Below are 15787 nucleotides of genomic sequence, written 5' to 3' on the forward strand. Positions count from 1 at the left end.
GCGCAGCTTCACCGACAAGCGGAAGAGCGATTATTGGGTCGCCGGATCAAATTGCTCGGGCCTACTACCCCTCCAGTTCTTCCCGCAGCATCTCCAGTTCAAGCCATTCCTCTTCCATCTGCGTGATGGATGCCCGCAGTTTCTCGAGTTCGGTGGCGAGGGTGGAGAAGCGGGTGGGGTTCTTGGAAAACAGGGTGGGGTCGGCCATTTCCCTTTCGCGCCGGTCGATCTCGGCCTGCGCCTTTTCCATCTCCTTCGGCAGGTTTTCCAGCGCGAATTTCTGCTTGAAGGAGAGCTTGCCCCTGGCCGCCTTCGGGGCGGCGGCGGAACTGCCATTGTCGGCGGACCTGGCTTTCTCGGCCTTGTCGGCGCGCTTCTTTTCCTCCTGCGCGCCCTTGCGCTGCGCCATCATGTCGGAATAGCCGCCGGCATATTCGATCCAGCGGCCGTCGGGCGCGTCCGGGTTGGCGGGCGCGATGGTCGAGGTGACGGTGCGGTCGAGAAAGTCGCGGTCATGGGACACGAGGATGACGGTGCCGGAAAAGCCGGCGACGATTTCCTGCAGAAGGTCGAGCGTCTCGATGTCGAGGTCGTTGGTCGGTTCGTCGAGGATCAGGAGGTTGGTCGGGCGCGACAGGATGCGCGCGAGGATGAGGCGGGCGCGTTCGCCGCCCGACAGGTTCTTGATCGGCGTGCGCGCCTGCTCCGGCTGGAACAGGAATTCCTTCATGTAGCCGGTGACATGGCGCTGCTCGCCGTTGACCAGCAGGTTTTCGCCGCGGCCGTCGGTGAGGTAATGGGCGAGCGTTTCCTCCGGGTTCAGATCCTCGCGCTTCTGGTCGAGCGTGGCGATCTCCAGATTGGTGCCGAGCCTGACTGTGCCGCTGTCGGGTTCGATCTGGCCGGTCAGCATCTTGAGCAGTGTCGTCTTGCCGGCGCCGTTCGGGCCGACGAGGCCGATGCAATCGCCGCGATGGACGCGGATCGCGAACGGCGCGACGATCACCCGCTCGCCATAGGCCTTGGTGATCTTTTCGGCCTCGATCACCAGCTTGCCCGATTCCTGCGCGTCGGTAACGGTGGCCTGTACGGTGCCCTGCGGCCCCTTGTGGCCGCGATATTTCGAGCGCAGGTCCTGCAGCGCCCCGAGGCGGCGCATGTTGCGCTTGCGCCTTGCGGTGACGCCGTAGCGCAGCCAGTGCTCCTCGCGCTCGATCTCCTTGCCGAGCTTGTGCTGCTCCAGTTCTTCCGCCTCCAGCACCTGATCACGCCAGGCCTCGAAAAAGGCAAAGCCCTGATTGAGGCGGCGCGACTGGCCACGATCGAGCCAGACGGTGGCGGTCGAGACCTTTTCGAGGAAGCGCCGGTCGTGCGAGATGAGGACGAGCGCGCTTCTGGTCTTCTGCAGTTCGCCTTCCAGCCATTCGATGGTCGGCAGGTCGAGATGGTTGGTCGGCTCGTCGAGCAGGAGGATGTCCGGCTCCGGCGCCATGACGCGGGCAAGGGCGGCGCGGCGGGCTTCGCCGCCGGACAGGTCGTTTGGGTTTTCCTCGCCGGTCAGGCCGAGATGCGAGAGCAGGTAGGTGACGCGATAAGGGTCGTCGCCCGGCCCAAGGCCCGCCTCGGCATAGGCCTGCACGGTGGCGTAGCCGGCAAAATCCGGGGCCTGTTCGAGATAGCGGACGGTTGCGGCCGGATGGCGGAAGACCTCGCCGGTCTGCGGCTCGACAAGGCCGGCGGCGATCTTCAAAAGCGTCGACTTGCCCGAGCCGTTGCGGCCGACGAGGCAGATGCGGTCGCCGGGCTCGACCTGCAGGTTGGCGCCGGCAAGCAGCGGCGTGCCGCCGAAGGAAAGGAAGATATCGTCGAGTTTCAGAATAGGCGGCGCCACGGTCAGGCTCCCGAAAGGTCATAAGGTCGGGCAAGGACGATGGCCCGGCCGGAGGAAAGGGTGAAGCGGACGGTGCCTTCGGCGACATTGGAAATCGTGCGCGAAGAACCGAACGGCAGATGGAAATCCGTAAGCGGATAGCGGGCGCCCGTAATCGAGAGGCCGGCCAGCGTTTCAAGGCCGAGAACCGAAAACAGGCTGCCCTTCGGCAGGTCGATGTCGCACGTGCCGGGCAGCAGCGGATAGGCCTCTTCCTCGCCGGAGGTCAGAAGCACGTCGAGGCCGTCCTCGGCCAGCTTGACGGCGTAGAGAAGATGCATGAAGGCATGGTCGCTGCGCTCGCCGCCGAGCGCGCCGGCAAAGACCAAACGCCTTGCCCCACGCGCCACGGCTTCCGCCGTGGCGATCTCGCCGTCCGTCTCGTTCTTGGCGGCGGGATAGGGCTGACGCGCAATGTCCGGCCATTCGTCGATCTGGGCCTGCGTCGTGGAATCGAAATCGCCGACCCAGAGCTCCGGCGAAAGCCCGAGCGCCTTGGCATGCCGCATGCCGCCATCGGCGGCGATGACGCGCGCGCCTCTCAGATGTCCCGCCAGACGATCCGTCGGCGTAAGCTCGCCGCCCATCAATATCACGAAAGCCTGTTTGCTCATGGCGCAAGGCCATAGCTTAAACAGGGGCCGAAGGGGAAGAGGCGGGCGGGGTTTTGTTCCTCCCTCTTCTCCCCGGCGGGGAGAAAGTGGCGCGAAGCGCCGGATGAGGGGGTGCGGTTGGCGCCGAAATCGCCGCGGAGACCCCCTCATCGCCTCGCATGCGCTCGGCACTTCTCCCCGACGGGGAGAAGAGGGAGATTGACGCAAGCGGGTGGCCTATGAGGTGCTTTCAAGCGCCGGTTGCCGGCTTGTCGCCATGTCCGGCGTTTTCGCGGTTTTGATGGATGCGTTCCATGCCGGCGACAAACTTGTCGAACAGGACGGCAAAGGCGGCGACATCGTCCGCCGGCCAGTCGGCGAGGATGGTTTCGATCACGCCGCGTTTGACCGCCTGCACCTCGCGCATCAGCTTCTTGCCGAGGTCGGTCATGACGACGATGATGCGCCGGGCATCGGCCTGCGAGGCTTCCCGCCGCAGGGCGCCGCGCGCCACCATGTCGGAGACGATGCGGCTGGCGCGCGAGGGGTCGATGCGCATGAAATCGGCGATCGTGCCGACCGTCACCTCGCCCTCCGGCTCGGCGCGGCGGACCGCATCGAGCACGTCGAGGTGGGAGATTTCCAGCCCCGGCGCGACATTGTCTATTGCCAGGCGGGCGAGCACCCGCCGCCCGACCAGAAGCCGCCAGCGCCCCATCGAACGGCCGATCAAGGCGCGGTGCGCCTCGCCATCTTCGCCGCCTGTCTTTTTTTCCGGTGTGTCGTGTTCCATGAACGGACCATAGCAAAGCGCGACACCGCCATAAAGCCGGAATATGCGGTTCGCATAAATGTGCTGTTGACAATTATATGCTAATAGCACATAAAATGCCTACCGCAACCGGAGCCTTCCCATGGACATGCACGCCGCACCGGCGCGGCTCGTTTCGAGCCACGCGCTTCGCCTGACGCTTTTCCTCTTCCTGATGACGGCGCTGTTCATGGCGACGCTGGACAACCAGATCGTCGCGACGGCGCTGCCGACCATCGTCGCCGAATTCGGCGAGATGGAGCGGTTCGGCTGGATCGGCTCGGCCTATCTGCTCGCCACCTGCGCGGTGATGCCGCTCTACGGCAAGCTCGGCGACCTGTTCGGCCGCAAATATGTGATGCTTGCGGCGGTGGCGATCTTCACGCTGGGATCTGTCGCCTGCGGTCTCGCCGTGTCGATGAACACGCTGATCGCGGCGCGTGTGCTGCAGGGGCTCGGTGGCGGCGGCATCATGGTGTCGATCTTCTCGATCACCGCCGACCTGTTCGAGCCGCGCCAGCGCGCCCGCTACCAGAGCTATTCGAGCCTGGTGCTGATGGCGTCCGGCGCCATCGGCCCGGTGCTCGGCGGCACGATGAGCGACCTGTTCGGCTGGCGGTCGATCTTCCTCGTCAATATCCCGATCGGGCTGCTCGTGATTGCCGGCCTGTTCTTCTTCCTGCCCTATCGCCGACCGACGCGGCTGCCGACGATCGATTATGCCGGGGCGCTTCTCATCGCCGGCGCTGCGACCAGCGTCGTGCTCCTGGGCGACGGCGCGGAACTGTTCGGCTCGCTGTTTTCGCCAGGTAGCCTTGCGGTCGTCGTGATCGGCACGCTTTGCGTCGTCGCCTGGGTGCTGGTCGAGCGGCGCGCGCCGGAGCCGATCGTGCCGCTGACGCTGTTCCGCAACCCGACCTTCAGCCTGATGCTGGTGATTTCGCTGATGAGCGGCGCCGTCGGCATCGGCATGGTCAATTATTTCGCGCTGTTCCTGCAGACGACGACGGGCCTGACGCCGTCGGCGGCCGGGCTTCTCTTCGTCCTCTTGACGGGCGGCATCGTCGTCGGCTCGCTGACGGCGGGGCGGCTGATAGCGCTCTCCGGCCGCTACAAGCCGTTTGCGATCGTCAGCGCCAGCCTGACGGCCCTGGCCTTGCTGATGTTCACGCAGGTCCACCCCGGGACGCCGCTCTTCATCATCGGCGCCATCATGGCGCTGCACGGCATCGGCATAGGTTTCGGCCAGCAGGTGCCGGTCATCGGCGTGCAGAACATGGCGTCGCGCGGCGATGTCGGCGCTGCCACCGGTGCCGTGACCCTGTCGCGCATGGGTGGCGCCTCGATCGCCATCTCCATCTACGGCGCCATCATCGCCGCCGGTCTGGCACGCGGCGCAGTCTCGATCCCGGGCGTCGAGGACATCGAAAAGCTGACGCCGCTGATGCTTTCGGCACTGCCGGAGGCAACCCGCCGGCTGGTCGCCGAAAGCTACACGGCCGCCTTCCAGCCGCTGTTTTTGACGGCCGTCGGTATCTCGCTGATCGCGCTTGTCTCGGCGATCAGCCTCAAGGCGGTGAAGTTGCCGCAGAAGGTGGTGGGTTGAGAAGTCTGATCATGACCTTTGTGAGAGGGTCGGAGCGAAGCGGAGGTGAGGGGTTCTTTTTCGCTGAAAAGAAAGTCCCCTCCCCAACCCCTCCCCACAAGGGGGAGGGGCTTGACCGCGCAAGTGGTCGCCTCCGGCCACCAGTATCATCGAGGGGAGATTTCACGAGGTCCAGAGGGTGAAGCCTCTTGGCGTGTCGGAGCGATTGTCCGGAGGTCGCTCGTGGCCCCTTGCCAAGAATTTCACCGGCGTCTAAATCTTCTGCTGCTCTAACGGGGTGCCGTTCGCTCTCTTGAACGTTCGGCTGAGAGGCTTTGACAAGCCAACCCGCGGAACCTGATCCGGTTTGCACCGGCGGAGGGATTAGACGGCACATTTCAGCGCCCTATTCCCAACACTTGGATTTAAAGGAGGCGCCGATGCGCAAGGCATTCATTCCCTTTCTGGCGGCAATTGCCGCAATCACCACGGCGTCTTCCGTTGCGGCCGCCGACAGGACGCTGACCGTCTACACCTATGAAAGCTTCACCAGCGAATGGGGCCCGGCCGCCAAGGTTGCCGAAGCCTTCGAGAAGACCTGCGACTGCAAGGTCGAGTATGTCAGCGTCGCCGACGGCGTCGAGCTTTTGACCCGGCTGAAGCTCGAAGGTGCGGCCTCCAAGGCCGATATCGTGCTCGGCCTCGACACCAATCTCGTCTCCGAAGCCAAGGCGACCGGTTTCTTCGCGCCGCATGGCCTCGATCTCTCCGCCGTCAAGGTGCCCGGCGGCTTCACCGACGATACCTTCGTTCCCTACGACTACGGCCACTTCGCAGTGATCTACGACACCGAGACGATGAAGGAGCCGCCGAAGAGCCTGAAGGAGTTGGTCGAGGGCGATCCCGCCCAGAAGATCGTCATCGAGGATCCGCGCACCTCGACGCCGGGCCTTGGTCTCTTGCTGTGGGTCAAGTCGGTCTATGGCGATCAGGCAGGTAGCGCCTGGGCGAAGCTCAAGGATCGCGTTCTGACGGTTACGCCCGGCTGGTCCGAGGCTTACGGCCTGTTCACCAAGGGCGAGGCGCCGATGGTGCTGTCCTACACCACCTCGCCCGCCTACCACATGGTGGCGGAAAACACCGAACGCTATCAGGCGGCGGCCTTTTCGGAAGGTCACTACATCCAGATCGAAGTGGCCGGCATGACGAAGAATGCCAAGGACCCGGCGCTTGCCAGGGATTTCCTTTCCTTCGCTACCGGACCGGAATTCCAGTCGATCATCCCGACGACCAACTGGATGATGCCGGTGGCCGCCACCAAGGAGCCGCTGCCGGATGCTTTCGGCAAGCTGGTCAATCCGGAAAAGACCTTCCTCATGTCCTCGGACGAGGTTGCCGCCAACCGCAAGGCCTGGATCGACGAGTGGCTCGCCGCCATGAGCAAGAACTGAGACAGCAGGTGATGATCGTTTCGTCTGTGCAAGTGCCCCTCTCCCCGCGAGCGGAGAGAGAGCGAGGGTGAGGGGCCGGATAACGCATCGAAAACCGATAAGGCTCCTATGATCGAGCGCATTGAGAGACGTTTCACGGTTGCCGCCGGCGCGCTCTGCCTCGGCGGCATCGTTCTGTTCGTCTGCCTCGCCGCCTATGCCCTGCTTGCCTTCGATGAGCCGGGTGCGGCGGGGCAAGCCGGCTTGTTCGACGCCTATGTCTGGCGCGTCACGCGGTTCACGCTGCTGCAGGCCGCGCTGTCGACATTCCTGTCGATCATGCTCGCCATTCCCGTTGCCCGCGCGCTGGCGCGGCAACCGTCCTTTCCCGCGCGTGTCTGGATCATCCGGTTGCTGGCGCTGCCGCTTGGCCTGCCGGCGCTGGTCGCCGCCCTGGGGCTGATCGGTATCTGGGGACGGCAGGGACTGCTCAACACGGCGCTTGCCTGGCTGGGGCTGGATCAGCCGATCAGCATCTACGGCCTGTCCGGCATCCTGCTGGCGCATGTGTTCTTCAACCTGCCACTGGCCGCGCGGCTGATGCTCGGCGGGCTGGAACGGATTCCCGGCGAATACTGGCTGGTCGGCGCCAATCTCGGCATGCGGCCGCTTTCGATCTTCCGCTTCATCGAGTGGCCTGCCATTCGCGGACTGCTGCCGGGCATTGCCGGCCTGATCTTCATGCTCTGCATCACCAGCTTCACCCTGGTGCTGACGCTCGGCGGCGGGCCGGCGGCGAGTACCATCGAGGTGGCGATCTATCAGGCGCTGCGCTTCGATTTCGATCCGCCGCGTGCGATCGCCCTGTCGCTGCTACAGATTGCCCTGACGGGGGTGTTGCTGGTGGCGATGCGCCTGTTGACGCCAAGCGTGGAGGAAGGCCATGGCAGCGGCCGCGAGGTCAGGCGCTTCGACGGCCGCAATCTCTCCGGCAAGGCGGGCGACGGCCTGGCCATCGTATTGGCCGTGCTGTTCCTTGCACTGCCGCTCGGCTCCGTCATCGCCTCCGGTCTGCAGTCCGATCTCTGGAAGCTCATGGGTGATCCGATGGCGCAGCGGGCCTTTGTCACCAGCCTTGTCATTGCGTTTGTGTCAGGCACGCTCTGCGTCGCGGCGACGGCGCTGATGATCCGTTCGCGGCAGGTCGCGCTCGCGCCGAGACGCCCACCGAAGCTCAATCGCGGATTTGCCGGCCTTATTTCCATGAGTGCGTCGCTGGTGCTGCTGGTGCCGCCCGTCGTGCTGGGGGCGGGGTGGTTCCTGCTGCTGCGGCCGCTCGGCGATGTCGCCGCCTTTGCGCCGCTGCTGGTCATCCTGATCAACATGCTGATGGCGCTGCCCTTCGTCTACCGCGTGCTGGAGCCGGCCATGGCAAGCCATTCGGCCCGCACCGGCAGGCTTGCCGCGAGCCTCGGTCTCGGCGGCTGGCACCGGCTGCGGTTTGTCGACTGGCCGGTGCTGCGCAGGCCGGTGCTGATGGCGCTGTCCTTTGCCTGCGCCCTGTCGCTCGGCGATCTCGGCGCCGTGGCGCTGTTCGGGTCGCAGGATATGGTCACGCTGCCCTGGCTGCTCTATAGCCGGATGGGCAGCTACCGCTCCACCGATGCGGCGGGGCTTGCGCTGTTTCTCGGCCTGGTCTGCCTCGCGCTGACCATCGCCGGCACGCCATCTGCGGCGAAGTATGACCAGGGGAGCAAAAATGCCGCAGCGTGACACGCAGACAGCCATTCGCCTCGGCGGCGTGCGCGTGAAGTTCGACAAGACGGAACTGCACTTCGATTGCGCGATCCGGCAAGGCGAGATCGTTGCGATTACCGGCGCCTCGGGCTCCGGCAAATCGACCCTCCTTAATATCGTCGCCGGTTTCGAGACCCCGGATGCGGGTGTGATCGAGATTCTCGGCGAAAATGTCGCCAGCCGCGATCCGGCCGACCGGCCGGTCTCGGTGATCTTCCAGGAACACAACCTGTTTTCGCATCTCGACGTCGCCACCAATATCGCGCTCGGCATCGATCCGGCCCTGAGACTGGGCGTGAAGGAGCGCGGAAAGGTTGCCTCGGCGCTGATGCGCGTCGGGCTCGAAGGCTTCGGCAAGCGGCTGCCGCCGACGCTCTCCGGCGGCGAGCGCCAGCGGGTGGCGCTCGCGCGCGCCTTGGTCCGGCGCAAACCTGTCCTTCTTCTCGACGAGCCCTTCGCGGCGCTCGACCCGGGCTTGCGCTCCGGCATGACCAGCCTGCTCCTCGATCTGCACGCGCAGGAAGGCAATACGATGCTGGTCGTCACGCACCATCCGGACGACGTGCGGGCGCTGGCAGACAGCGTCATCTTCCTCGACGAGGGACGTGTCCTGCTGCACGAATCCAAGGCGCAATTTCTCGATCACACCGACAGTCCGGTCGTCGCGCGTTTTCTCGGAAAATGAACATCGCCTGCGATGATTGCCACAATTTGAACGTTGGCCTATGCGACGGCCAAGCGCGAAATCCCCGCGGCGCCATGCTCGCGTGTCCGTTGCAGGGATATCACGGGGCAACTATTTCTATGGGCATATGCTAGGCACGCGTGGCGTGGATAGGCTACAGCAGTCCTATTGCTGTCATGGCCGCCTGACCTATGTACGCGGCTGTAAAGAATATCGAATTTCCCTGGCGGCCGACCGCAGGGATATTCGCGCGGCTGGCCCGAAAGACTGGAAACGAGCTGAGGCATGAACAGAACGACAGGCACGGATCCGCAGTCTTCGGAGAAAAGCTCCGGCGTATCCCTGCGTGCGGCAAGCGCGCTCGCCGGCATGCTGCTGCTCGCCGGCTGCCAGTCGGTGATCGAGCAGACCTATGAGCCGAAGGTCGCGCCGTCCTCGACGCCGCAGATCGTCGAGGAGGTGCAGAAGAACGACCCGCGCGCCCAGGTCGGCGCCCGCGAGCATCCTCGCATCGTCGCGAGCTATGGCGGCGAATACAAGGACGAGAAGACCGAGCGTCTCGTTGCCCGGATCACCGGCGCGCTAACGGCGGTCTCGGAAAATCCGAACCAGTCCTACCGCATCACCATCCTGAATTCGCCGGCGATCAACGCGTTTGCGCTGCCCGGCGGCTATCTCTATGTCACCCGCGGCCTGTTGGCGCTTGCCGATGACGCGTCGGAAGTGGCCGCCGTGCTGTCGCACGAGATGGCGCATGTGACGGCCAATCACGGCATCGAGCGGCAGCAGCGCGAGGAGGCGGAGGTGATCGCCAGCCGCGTCGTCTCCGAAGTGCTCTCCAGCGATCTCGCCGGCAAGCAGGCGCTTGCGCGCGGCAAGCTCAGGCTTGCGGCGTTCTCGCGAAACCAGGAACTGCAGGCCGACGTCATCGGCGTGCGGATGCTCGGCGAGGCCGGCTACGATCCCTATGCCGCCGCCCGTTTCCTCGATGCGATGGCGGCCTATAGCCGGTTTTCCTCGGTCGATCCCGACAGCGACCAGAGCCTCGACTTCCTGTCGAGCCACCCGAGCGCGCCGCAGCGCGTCGACCTTGCGCGTCGCCATGCGCGGGCTTTCGGCGCGGAGGGAACGGTCGGCGATCGCGGCCGCGACTATTATCTCGCCGGCATCGACGGGCTGCTCTACGGCGACAGCCCGCAGGAGGGCTATGTCCGCGGCCAGACGTTCCTGCACGGCAAGCTCGGCATTCGATTCGATGTGCCGGCCGGGTTCCAGATCGACAACAAGGCAGAAGCGGTGCTGGCGACCGGACCGGGCGAGGTCGCCATTCGCTTCGATGGCGTCGCCGATACGCAGCGCCGCAGCCTGACCGACTATATCGCCAGCGGCTGGGTCACGGGCCTGCAGCCCGACACTATCCGGCCGATCACGATCAACGGGCTCGAGGCCGCGACCGCGCGCGCCTCAGCCGAGCGCTGGGACTTCGACGTCACGGTGATCCGCATCGATACGCAGATCTACCGCTTCCTGACCGCGGTACCGAAGGGCGCGCCGAGCCTCGAGCCGACCGCCGAGGTCCTGCGGGCCTCCTTCCGCCGCATGACGCCGCAGGAAGCCGCCGCCCTGAAACCGCTGCGCATCCGTGTCGTCACGGCCCGGCCCGGCGATACGCTGGCGACGCTCTCGGCCCGGATGATGGGCACCGACCGCAAGCTTGATCTCTTCCGCCTGATAAACGCGATGCAGGTGACGTCGACGGTCAAGCCGGGCGACAGGATCAAGATCATCTCGGAATAGGCCAGCGGGGAAACGGCCCGGTTCTTACCTCGTTTGGATCCGCTGGCCTGGGAACGATTGCCGGTTATCTGAGGCGCTGATCGATCGGGAGAGTGAGGGACCAGGCGCTTGGCCGGCGAAGGCGAAGCCGCGGCAAAGGCCCTGCGCAGTCAGGTGTGTCCCCGGAATTGGGATAACGTGGATTGCCCCAGCGATCATTGTAGAGGTCCTTGAACAGGCAAGCTATCGGGATCATGGTACTCTCCATATTGAATCGATTCAATAATCGGATGTGGAAAATTTGAACCGATTCAAACTTTACGCGCTTATAGGGGAATGTCAAGGGATTTGAATCGATACAACCTTCTGATAGGGTAAGGCTGGTTTGCGCAGCTGCGGGAGGTACCTTGACAAAGGGGCATGTAAGACTGGCTGACGTCGCCAAGGCGGCCGGTGTATCGCAGGGGACGGCGTCGAACGTTTTCAGCCGGCCAGAGGTGGTACGCGAAGAAGTCCGCGAGCGGGTGCTCGGGGTCGCCAGGACGCTCGGCTATAACGGCCCGGACATCAAAGGGCGCTTGCTGAGGGCCGGGCGCGTCAACGCCATCGGCGTCGCTTCGGTCGAGCCGCTGGCGTATTTCTTTGAGGATCCGTGGGCGCGGGTGCTGATGACGAAGATCGCGGCCGTGTGCGACGCCACCGGCACCGGCATCGCGCTGGTGTCGGCGCAGAACCAGCAGAAACTGGCCTGGAACATCAACAGCGCGCTTGTCGATGGTTTCATCCTGTTGTGCGTGGAAGGCGGCGAAAGGCTCGTCGAACTGACAAGGCGGCGACAGTTGCCGTTCATCGCCCTGGCGCTCGGCGGCGCGGACACCTCGATCCCGGTGATCGGCATCGATAACCTTGCTGGCGCAGCCATGGCAGCGCGACATCTGGCGGATCTCGGGCATCGTCGGTTTGCCGTTCTGGCAATAGACCATTTTGACGATCATGTCGGGGCGACAACCCCCGGGCAAGAGGCTCGATCCTTGAAATCGACGTCGCGCGACCGCTTGCTCGGCTATTGGCAGACCTTGGCGGAGTTCGGCATCGAGCGCGAAAGCGTGCCGGTGCACGGCACCCGCAGCGATCGATCGAGCGTCGATACGGCGCTGAATGCCCTGTTTGCAACACCGCGGCCCCCGACGGCCATCCTGGCGATGTCCGACCGCATTGCTCTCTTTGCCATGCAATGGCTCACTGAGCGTGGCATCGATGTGCCGGGCGATGTCTCCGTGATCGGCTTTGATGGCGTCCCCGAAGCCGCAACGGCTGAGCCGGGGCTGACGACCATTGCACAACCATTTGACGAGATTGCGTGCAGGGCGGTAAGCGCCATCCTCGACGACGCGTTGCCCGACGCGCAGGAAACCCTCGACGTGACGCTGGTTATCCGGGGCAGCACCGCACCCCCACGGTCATAACAGTTCGGCAGGCTTTTCCCGCGCTTTCGACCATGTCGCACTTCGGTGGCCGGCGCCTGGCGCGCCGGGTACCGCTCAATGCGTCGCCAGCACCGGGGCTTCGGCGACGAGCGCGATCCGGAGCTTTTCAAGCGCCCGGGTCTCGATCTGGCGGACGCGTTCCTTCGAGATGCCGAGGTCGGCGCCGAGCTCTTCCAGCGTGGCGCTGTCTTCGGACAGCCGGCGGGCGCGGATGATTTTCATTTCCCGCTCGTTCAGCTGGCAAAGTGCATGGCTGAGCCAGATACGCCGCCGTTCCTGATCGATGATCTCCGAGACTTGCTCGTCCGGCAGCGGCGCATCGCTGGCGAGAAGATCGAGCCGCTCGCCGCTGTCGGCATCGCCCGACGAGATCGGCGCCTGCAGCGAGGCGTCATTGCTGGAGAGGCGGGCATCCATCGTCTGTACGTCGGCGAGGCTGACGCCGAGCGCCAGGGCGATTTCCTCATGCACGGCGCGGGCCGTCAGCTGCCGGTCGCCCTGGGCAAGCTTGGCGCGCAGCCGGCGCAGGTTGAAGAACAGGGCCTTCTGCGCCGAAGAGGTGCCGCCGCGCACGATCGACCAGTTGCGCAGCACGTAGTCCTGCATCGAGGCGCGGATCCACCAGCTGGCATAGGTCGAGAACCGCACCTCGCGGCTGGGTTCGAAGCGGGCCGCGGCTTCCAAGAGGCCGATATGGCCTTCCTGCACCAGATCGCTCATCGGCAGGCCGAAATTGCGGAATTTCGCCGCCATCGAGATCACCAGACGCATATGGGCCATGGCGATCTTGTTGCGGGCCTCCTGATCGTTGTGGTCCTTCCACGCCAGCGCCAAAGCCTGCTCTTCGTCCCGTTCGAGATACGGAGCCGCCATTGCGATCTTGATCATGCGCCTGTCTGCTGAGAGGTTTTTCATCGGCTGCTCCATGAGGGGCACAAGGGTGTGCCGCTGAACGATAAGTCGATCGTGTGTCGGGATTTCCGCTGCCTGAGCTTGACCAGCATTCGAAACGCCCTACTTCCCTGCCTAGAAGCCGAGGCCGGAAGAAAGGGCCGCGGTGGTGGTCGACCCGCTCCGCAACGACATGCGCAGGTCGGGACTGAACGTATCGAAACGCGCGGGGAGCGGGAAAGTTCCATGCTGCGTTGCCGTATTTTGCGGCGGCGGGCGTTTTTATGCGCGTGAGTTTCCAAAAAATTCGAAGACGATGACCGTGGCTCCACCCGTTTCGCGCGCGGGCGGCGACGCGCCTTATTTGTTGTGCGTTGTTGTGTACTGCACTTTTTGCCGCTTGCCGGAAAAGTTAAAAAAGCGTTAACTTTTGATGGTTGTCCCCATAAGTTGCCTGTGAGTTAGTTAAAGACAGGGCTTGGATGGGATTCCTGTTTGCTCGGCACAGGTCTAGAGTCGCGATATGAAAACACTATCCATCGAGGTGCGGCCCGGTGAACCAAGAGATGCCACGGCCATCTCTGACGTGCACCGCGTTTCCTGGCTCCAGGCCTATGGCGGGCTCATTCCGCACAAGCCGCTGAACCAGATGGTGGACCGGCGCGATCATACGTGGTGGCGCAAGGCGACGCGGGGTCCCTCGACCTTGCTCGTCATCGAGGTGGCCGGCGTTATCGCCGGTTATGCGACGCTCGGCCTCAACCGCGCCCGCTCCCTGCCGCAGGAAGGCGAGGTCTACGAAATCTACCTGCGCCCGGAATATCAGGGCATCGGCCTCGGCCGCATTCTGTTCGGCGAGGCCAAGAGCCTGCTGAAATCCCTCGGCTGCAAGGGCCTCGTTGTCTGGTGCCTGGAAGACAGCCATCATGCCGACCGTTTCTTCCGCATGGCCGGCGGCCACGACGTCTGCGAGGGGATGGAAGACTTCGGCGGCAAATGTCTCAAGAAAATCGGCTATATCTGGGACTGAACCGCGCTGCTCCGGAAAAACATGCGTGGGTTCGGCTGCGGTCGGCCCGCGATTGCCGTGAAACTCGGCCTTGTCCGTACCACAGACGAAACCGTCGGCCTTCGTGTCGGCGATTTGCCGGGCAAGCGTGTTGGGCTCCGGATTGGCAAGCGCATCGACGTAACCGACGACGCAGCCCATCCCGTCTTGCCCTGCCACTTTCGACACGACGAGAACCTGGCCTTTGACCTCCGGCGACGGCTCGCCGGTGGCTGGATCGATATTTTCCGGGAACCATCGGAGAATGGTCGCCCTCGGCTTGCCGTCGGGGCCGAGCCGCCATTCGATCTTTCGCCCGGTGTGATTGAACGGCTCGAAGCTTTCGAAGACACCGTCGATATAGGCCTGGCTGGCGCGACCGTAGAGGATGCTCTGCCGCAGGTCGCCTTCCTTGAAGTAGACCGCGTAGTCCACCAGGCCCTTGCATTGCAGCGAGATGCTGCCGCCTTCGACGTCTTCCGGCGAAAGCGTCTTGCAATGATCGGTGTCCAAATCGGTATAGCTGCTGTCATTGGCCCGGGCGGCGGCGGGCGTCAGCGCCATGAGAAGGATCAGCGGAATTGTGCGTGCGTGGGATATCATCAGCGCTCCTCATACCCGGTTACGTTCCGGCAGCCGCGATTATTCGCTTAAAGGTCGCATTTTTCCGCTCATGACGAAAGTAATGTTGCGCCGCGGCATGTTTCCCTTTATCGGACTCGCCCAGCCAAACTCAGACCCCCTGGGAGAAAACATGCGTATTGATGCAATTTCGATCGGCAAGAATCCGCCTGAAGATGTCAACGTGATCGTCGAGGTTCCGGTTGGCGGCCATCCGATCAAGTACGAGATGGACAAGGAAGCCGGCACGCTGGTAGTCGACCGTTTCCTCTATACGCCGATGACCTATCCGGGCAATTACGGCTTCGTTCCGCATACGCTGTCGGATGACGGCGACCCGATCGACGTGCTGATCGCCTCGACCCGCCCGCTGGTGCCGGGCTGCGTCATCAACGTTCGCCCGATCGGCGTAATGATGATGGAAGACAATTCCGGCAAGGACGAAAAGGTCATTGCCGTGCCGAACTATCACCTCACCAAGCGCTACGACAAGGTGAAGGACTATACCGACCTGCCGGAGATCACCCTGCAGCAGATCGAGCATTTCTTCGAGCACTACAAGGATCTGGAGCCCGGCAAGTGGGTGAAGATCTTCGGCTGGAAGGATGCGACGGTCGCCAAGCAGCTGATCAGCGAAGCCATCGAGCGCGCCAAGACGGCGAAGTAAGCGACGGGCCGAACAAGCGCGCGTACCGCAAAGAAAAACCTCCGGATCGCGACGATCCGGAGGTTTTTTGTTGTCTGCGAGAAAGGCCGGTTCAGCTGAGCAGGGCAGCGGCAACGGTCGTGTTCAGGAAATACCAGATGAAATAGAGGATGACCAAAACCACCAGCGGCGACAGGTCGACACCGCCCATGTCCGGCAGGACGCGGCGGATCGGGCGGTAGAGCGGCTCGGTCAGCTGGTAGAGCGAGCGGCCGATCATGTTGATGGCGTTGTTGTTCACGTTGATGACGTTGAATGCGTAGAGCCAGGAAAAGATGGCCGAGGCGATGACCAGGAACCACGCAATGTTGATAATGAAATTCAGGGTCGCAATGACAGCAAGCATGCCGGTCTCCAATTCGTTGTTGACAGACATGTAGACATTGACGACTAAACCGGCAAGTCCGTGCTTCGTGCGGGGCTAAAC

At 63.7% G+C, this 15787-nt stretch carries 14 protein-coding genes and 1 riboswitch; of the genes, 9 read left to right on the plus strand and 5 right to left on the minus strand.

The genetic code is table 11. The features are described from left to right. Positions 1-64: 64 nt before the first annotated feature. The 3 genes from A3AY_RS0125960 to A3AY_RS36140 form a co-directional block, all read right to left on the minus strand. The gene (locus A3AY_RS0125960; protein WP_018328601.1) at positions 65-1891 is read right to left on the minus strand and encodes an ABC-F family ATP-binding cassette domain-containing protein; all 1827 of its coding nucleotides are present in this window, start codon (positions 1889-1891) and stop codon (positions 65-67) included. Between the two features lie 2 nt (positions 1892-1893). Further along, entirely contained in the window at positions 1894-2544 is a 651-nt protein-coding gene (locus A3AY_RS0125965) for a thiamine diphosphokinase (RefSeq protein WP_026203837.1), read from the minus strand. A gap of 229 nt (positions 2545-2773) precedes the next feature. Next, on the minus strand, positions 2774-3316 hold the full coding sequence (locus tag A3AY_RS36140; protein ID WP_018328603.1) for a MarR family winged helix-turn-helix transcriptional regulator: 543 nt from the start codon (positions 3314-3316) through the stop codon (positions 2774-2776). A gap of 121 nt (positions 3317-3437) precedes the next feature. On the opposite strand from A3AY_RS36140, the gene A3AY_RS0125975 reads away from it, so the two are divergent. From A3AY_RS0125975 to A3AY_RS0126000, 6 genes are all read left to right on the plus strand, one after another. Next, positions 3438-4940, plus strand: coding sequence for an MDR family MFS transporter (locus A3AY_RS0125975; RefSeq protein ID WP_018328604.1), 1503 nt, complete (start codon positions 3438-3440; stop codon positions 4938-4940). 263 nt (positions 4941-5203) lie between these two features. After that, positions 5204-5320, plus strand: a riboswitch (TPP riboswitch). Between the two features lie 39 nt (positions 5321-5359). Beyond that, on the plus strand, positions 5360-6370 hold the full coding sequence (gene thiB / locus A3AY_RS0125980) for a thiamine ABC transporter substrate binding subunit (RefSeq protein ID WP_018328605.1): 1011 nt from the start codon (positions 5360-5362) through the stop codon (positions 6368-6370). A 108-nt stretch (positions 6371-6478) separates the two neighbouring features. Next, positions 6479-8122: a thiamine/thiamine pyrophosphate ABC transporter permease ThiP gene (thiP, locus tag A3AY_RS0125985; RefSeq protein WP_018328606.1), complete on the plus strand. Its 1644-nt coding sequence runs from the start codon at positions 6479-6481 to the stop codon at positions 8120-8122. Beyond that, entirely contained in the window at positions 8109-8831 is a 723-nt protein-coding gene (locus A3AY_RS0125990) for a thiamine ABC transporter ATP-binding protein (RefSeq protein ID WP_018328607.1), read from the plus strand. Before thiP ends, A3AY_RS0125990 begins: the two co-directional genes overlap by 14 nt. Before the next feature lie 285 nt (positions 8832-9116). Continuing rightward, a complete protein-coding gene (locus tag A3AY_RS0125995) occupies positions 9117-10628 on the plus strand; it encodes a M48 family metalloprotease (protein WP_018328608.1) in 1512 nt (503 codons plus the stop codon). Positions 10629-11014: 386 nt separating this feature from the next. After that, a complete protein-coding gene (locus A3AY_RS0126000) occupies positions 11015-12073 on the plus strand; it encodes a LacI family DNA-binding transcriptional regulator (protein ID WP_018328609.1) in 1059 nt (352 codons plus the stop codon). 75 nt (positions 12074-12148) lie between these two features. On the opposite strand, the gene A3AY_RS0126005 is transcribed toward A3AY_RS0126000, so the two are convergent. Continuing rightward, positions 12149-13009: an RNA polymerase factor sigma-32 gene (locus A3AY_RS0126005; RefSeq protein WP_018328610.1), complete on the minus strand. Its 861-nt coding sequence runs from the start codon at positions 13007-13009 to the stop codon at positions 12149-12151. Between the two features lie 499 nt (positions 13010-13508). Here A3AY_RS0126005 and A3AY_RS38255 point away from each other — a divergent pair, with 499 nt between their 5' ends. From A3AY_RS38255 to ppa, 3 genes are all read left to right on the plus strand, one after another. Continuing rightward, positions 13509-14015, plus strand: a complete 507-nt coding sequence (locus A3AY_RS38255) for a GNAT family N-acetyltransferase (protein WP_083926046.1) — start codon at positions 13509-13511, stop codon at positions 14013-14015. Between the two features lie 114 nt (positions 14016-14129). After that, a complete protein-coding gene (locus A3AY_RS40765; RefSeq protein ID WP_245275947.1) occupies positions 14130-14687 on the plus strand; it encodes a hypothetical protein in 558 nt (185 codons plus the stop codon). Positions 14688-14787: 100 nt separating this feature from the next. Further along, entirely contained in the window at positions 14788-15321 is a 534-nt protein-coding gene (gene ppa, locus A3AY_RS0126015; protein WP_018328612.1) for an inorganic diphosphatase, read from the plus strand. A gap of 91 nt (positions 15322-15412) precedes the next feature. Here the strand turns inward: ppa and A3AY_RS0126020 are convergent, their stop codons facing one another. Beyond that, positions 15413-15706 (minus strand): YggT family protein, encoded by a 294-nt coding sequence (locus A3AY_RS0126020; protein ID WP_026203838.1) that lies wholly within the window; start codon positions 15704-15706, stop codon positions 15413-15415. Between the last annotated feature and the right edge of the window lie 81 nt (positions 15707-15787).

The sequence above is a fragment of the Rhizobium giardinii bv. giardinii H152 genome (assembly GCF_000379605.1).
Lineage (GTDB): Bacteria > Pseudomonadota > Alphaproteobacteria > Rhizobiales > Rhizobiaceae > Pararhizobium > Pararhizobium giardinii.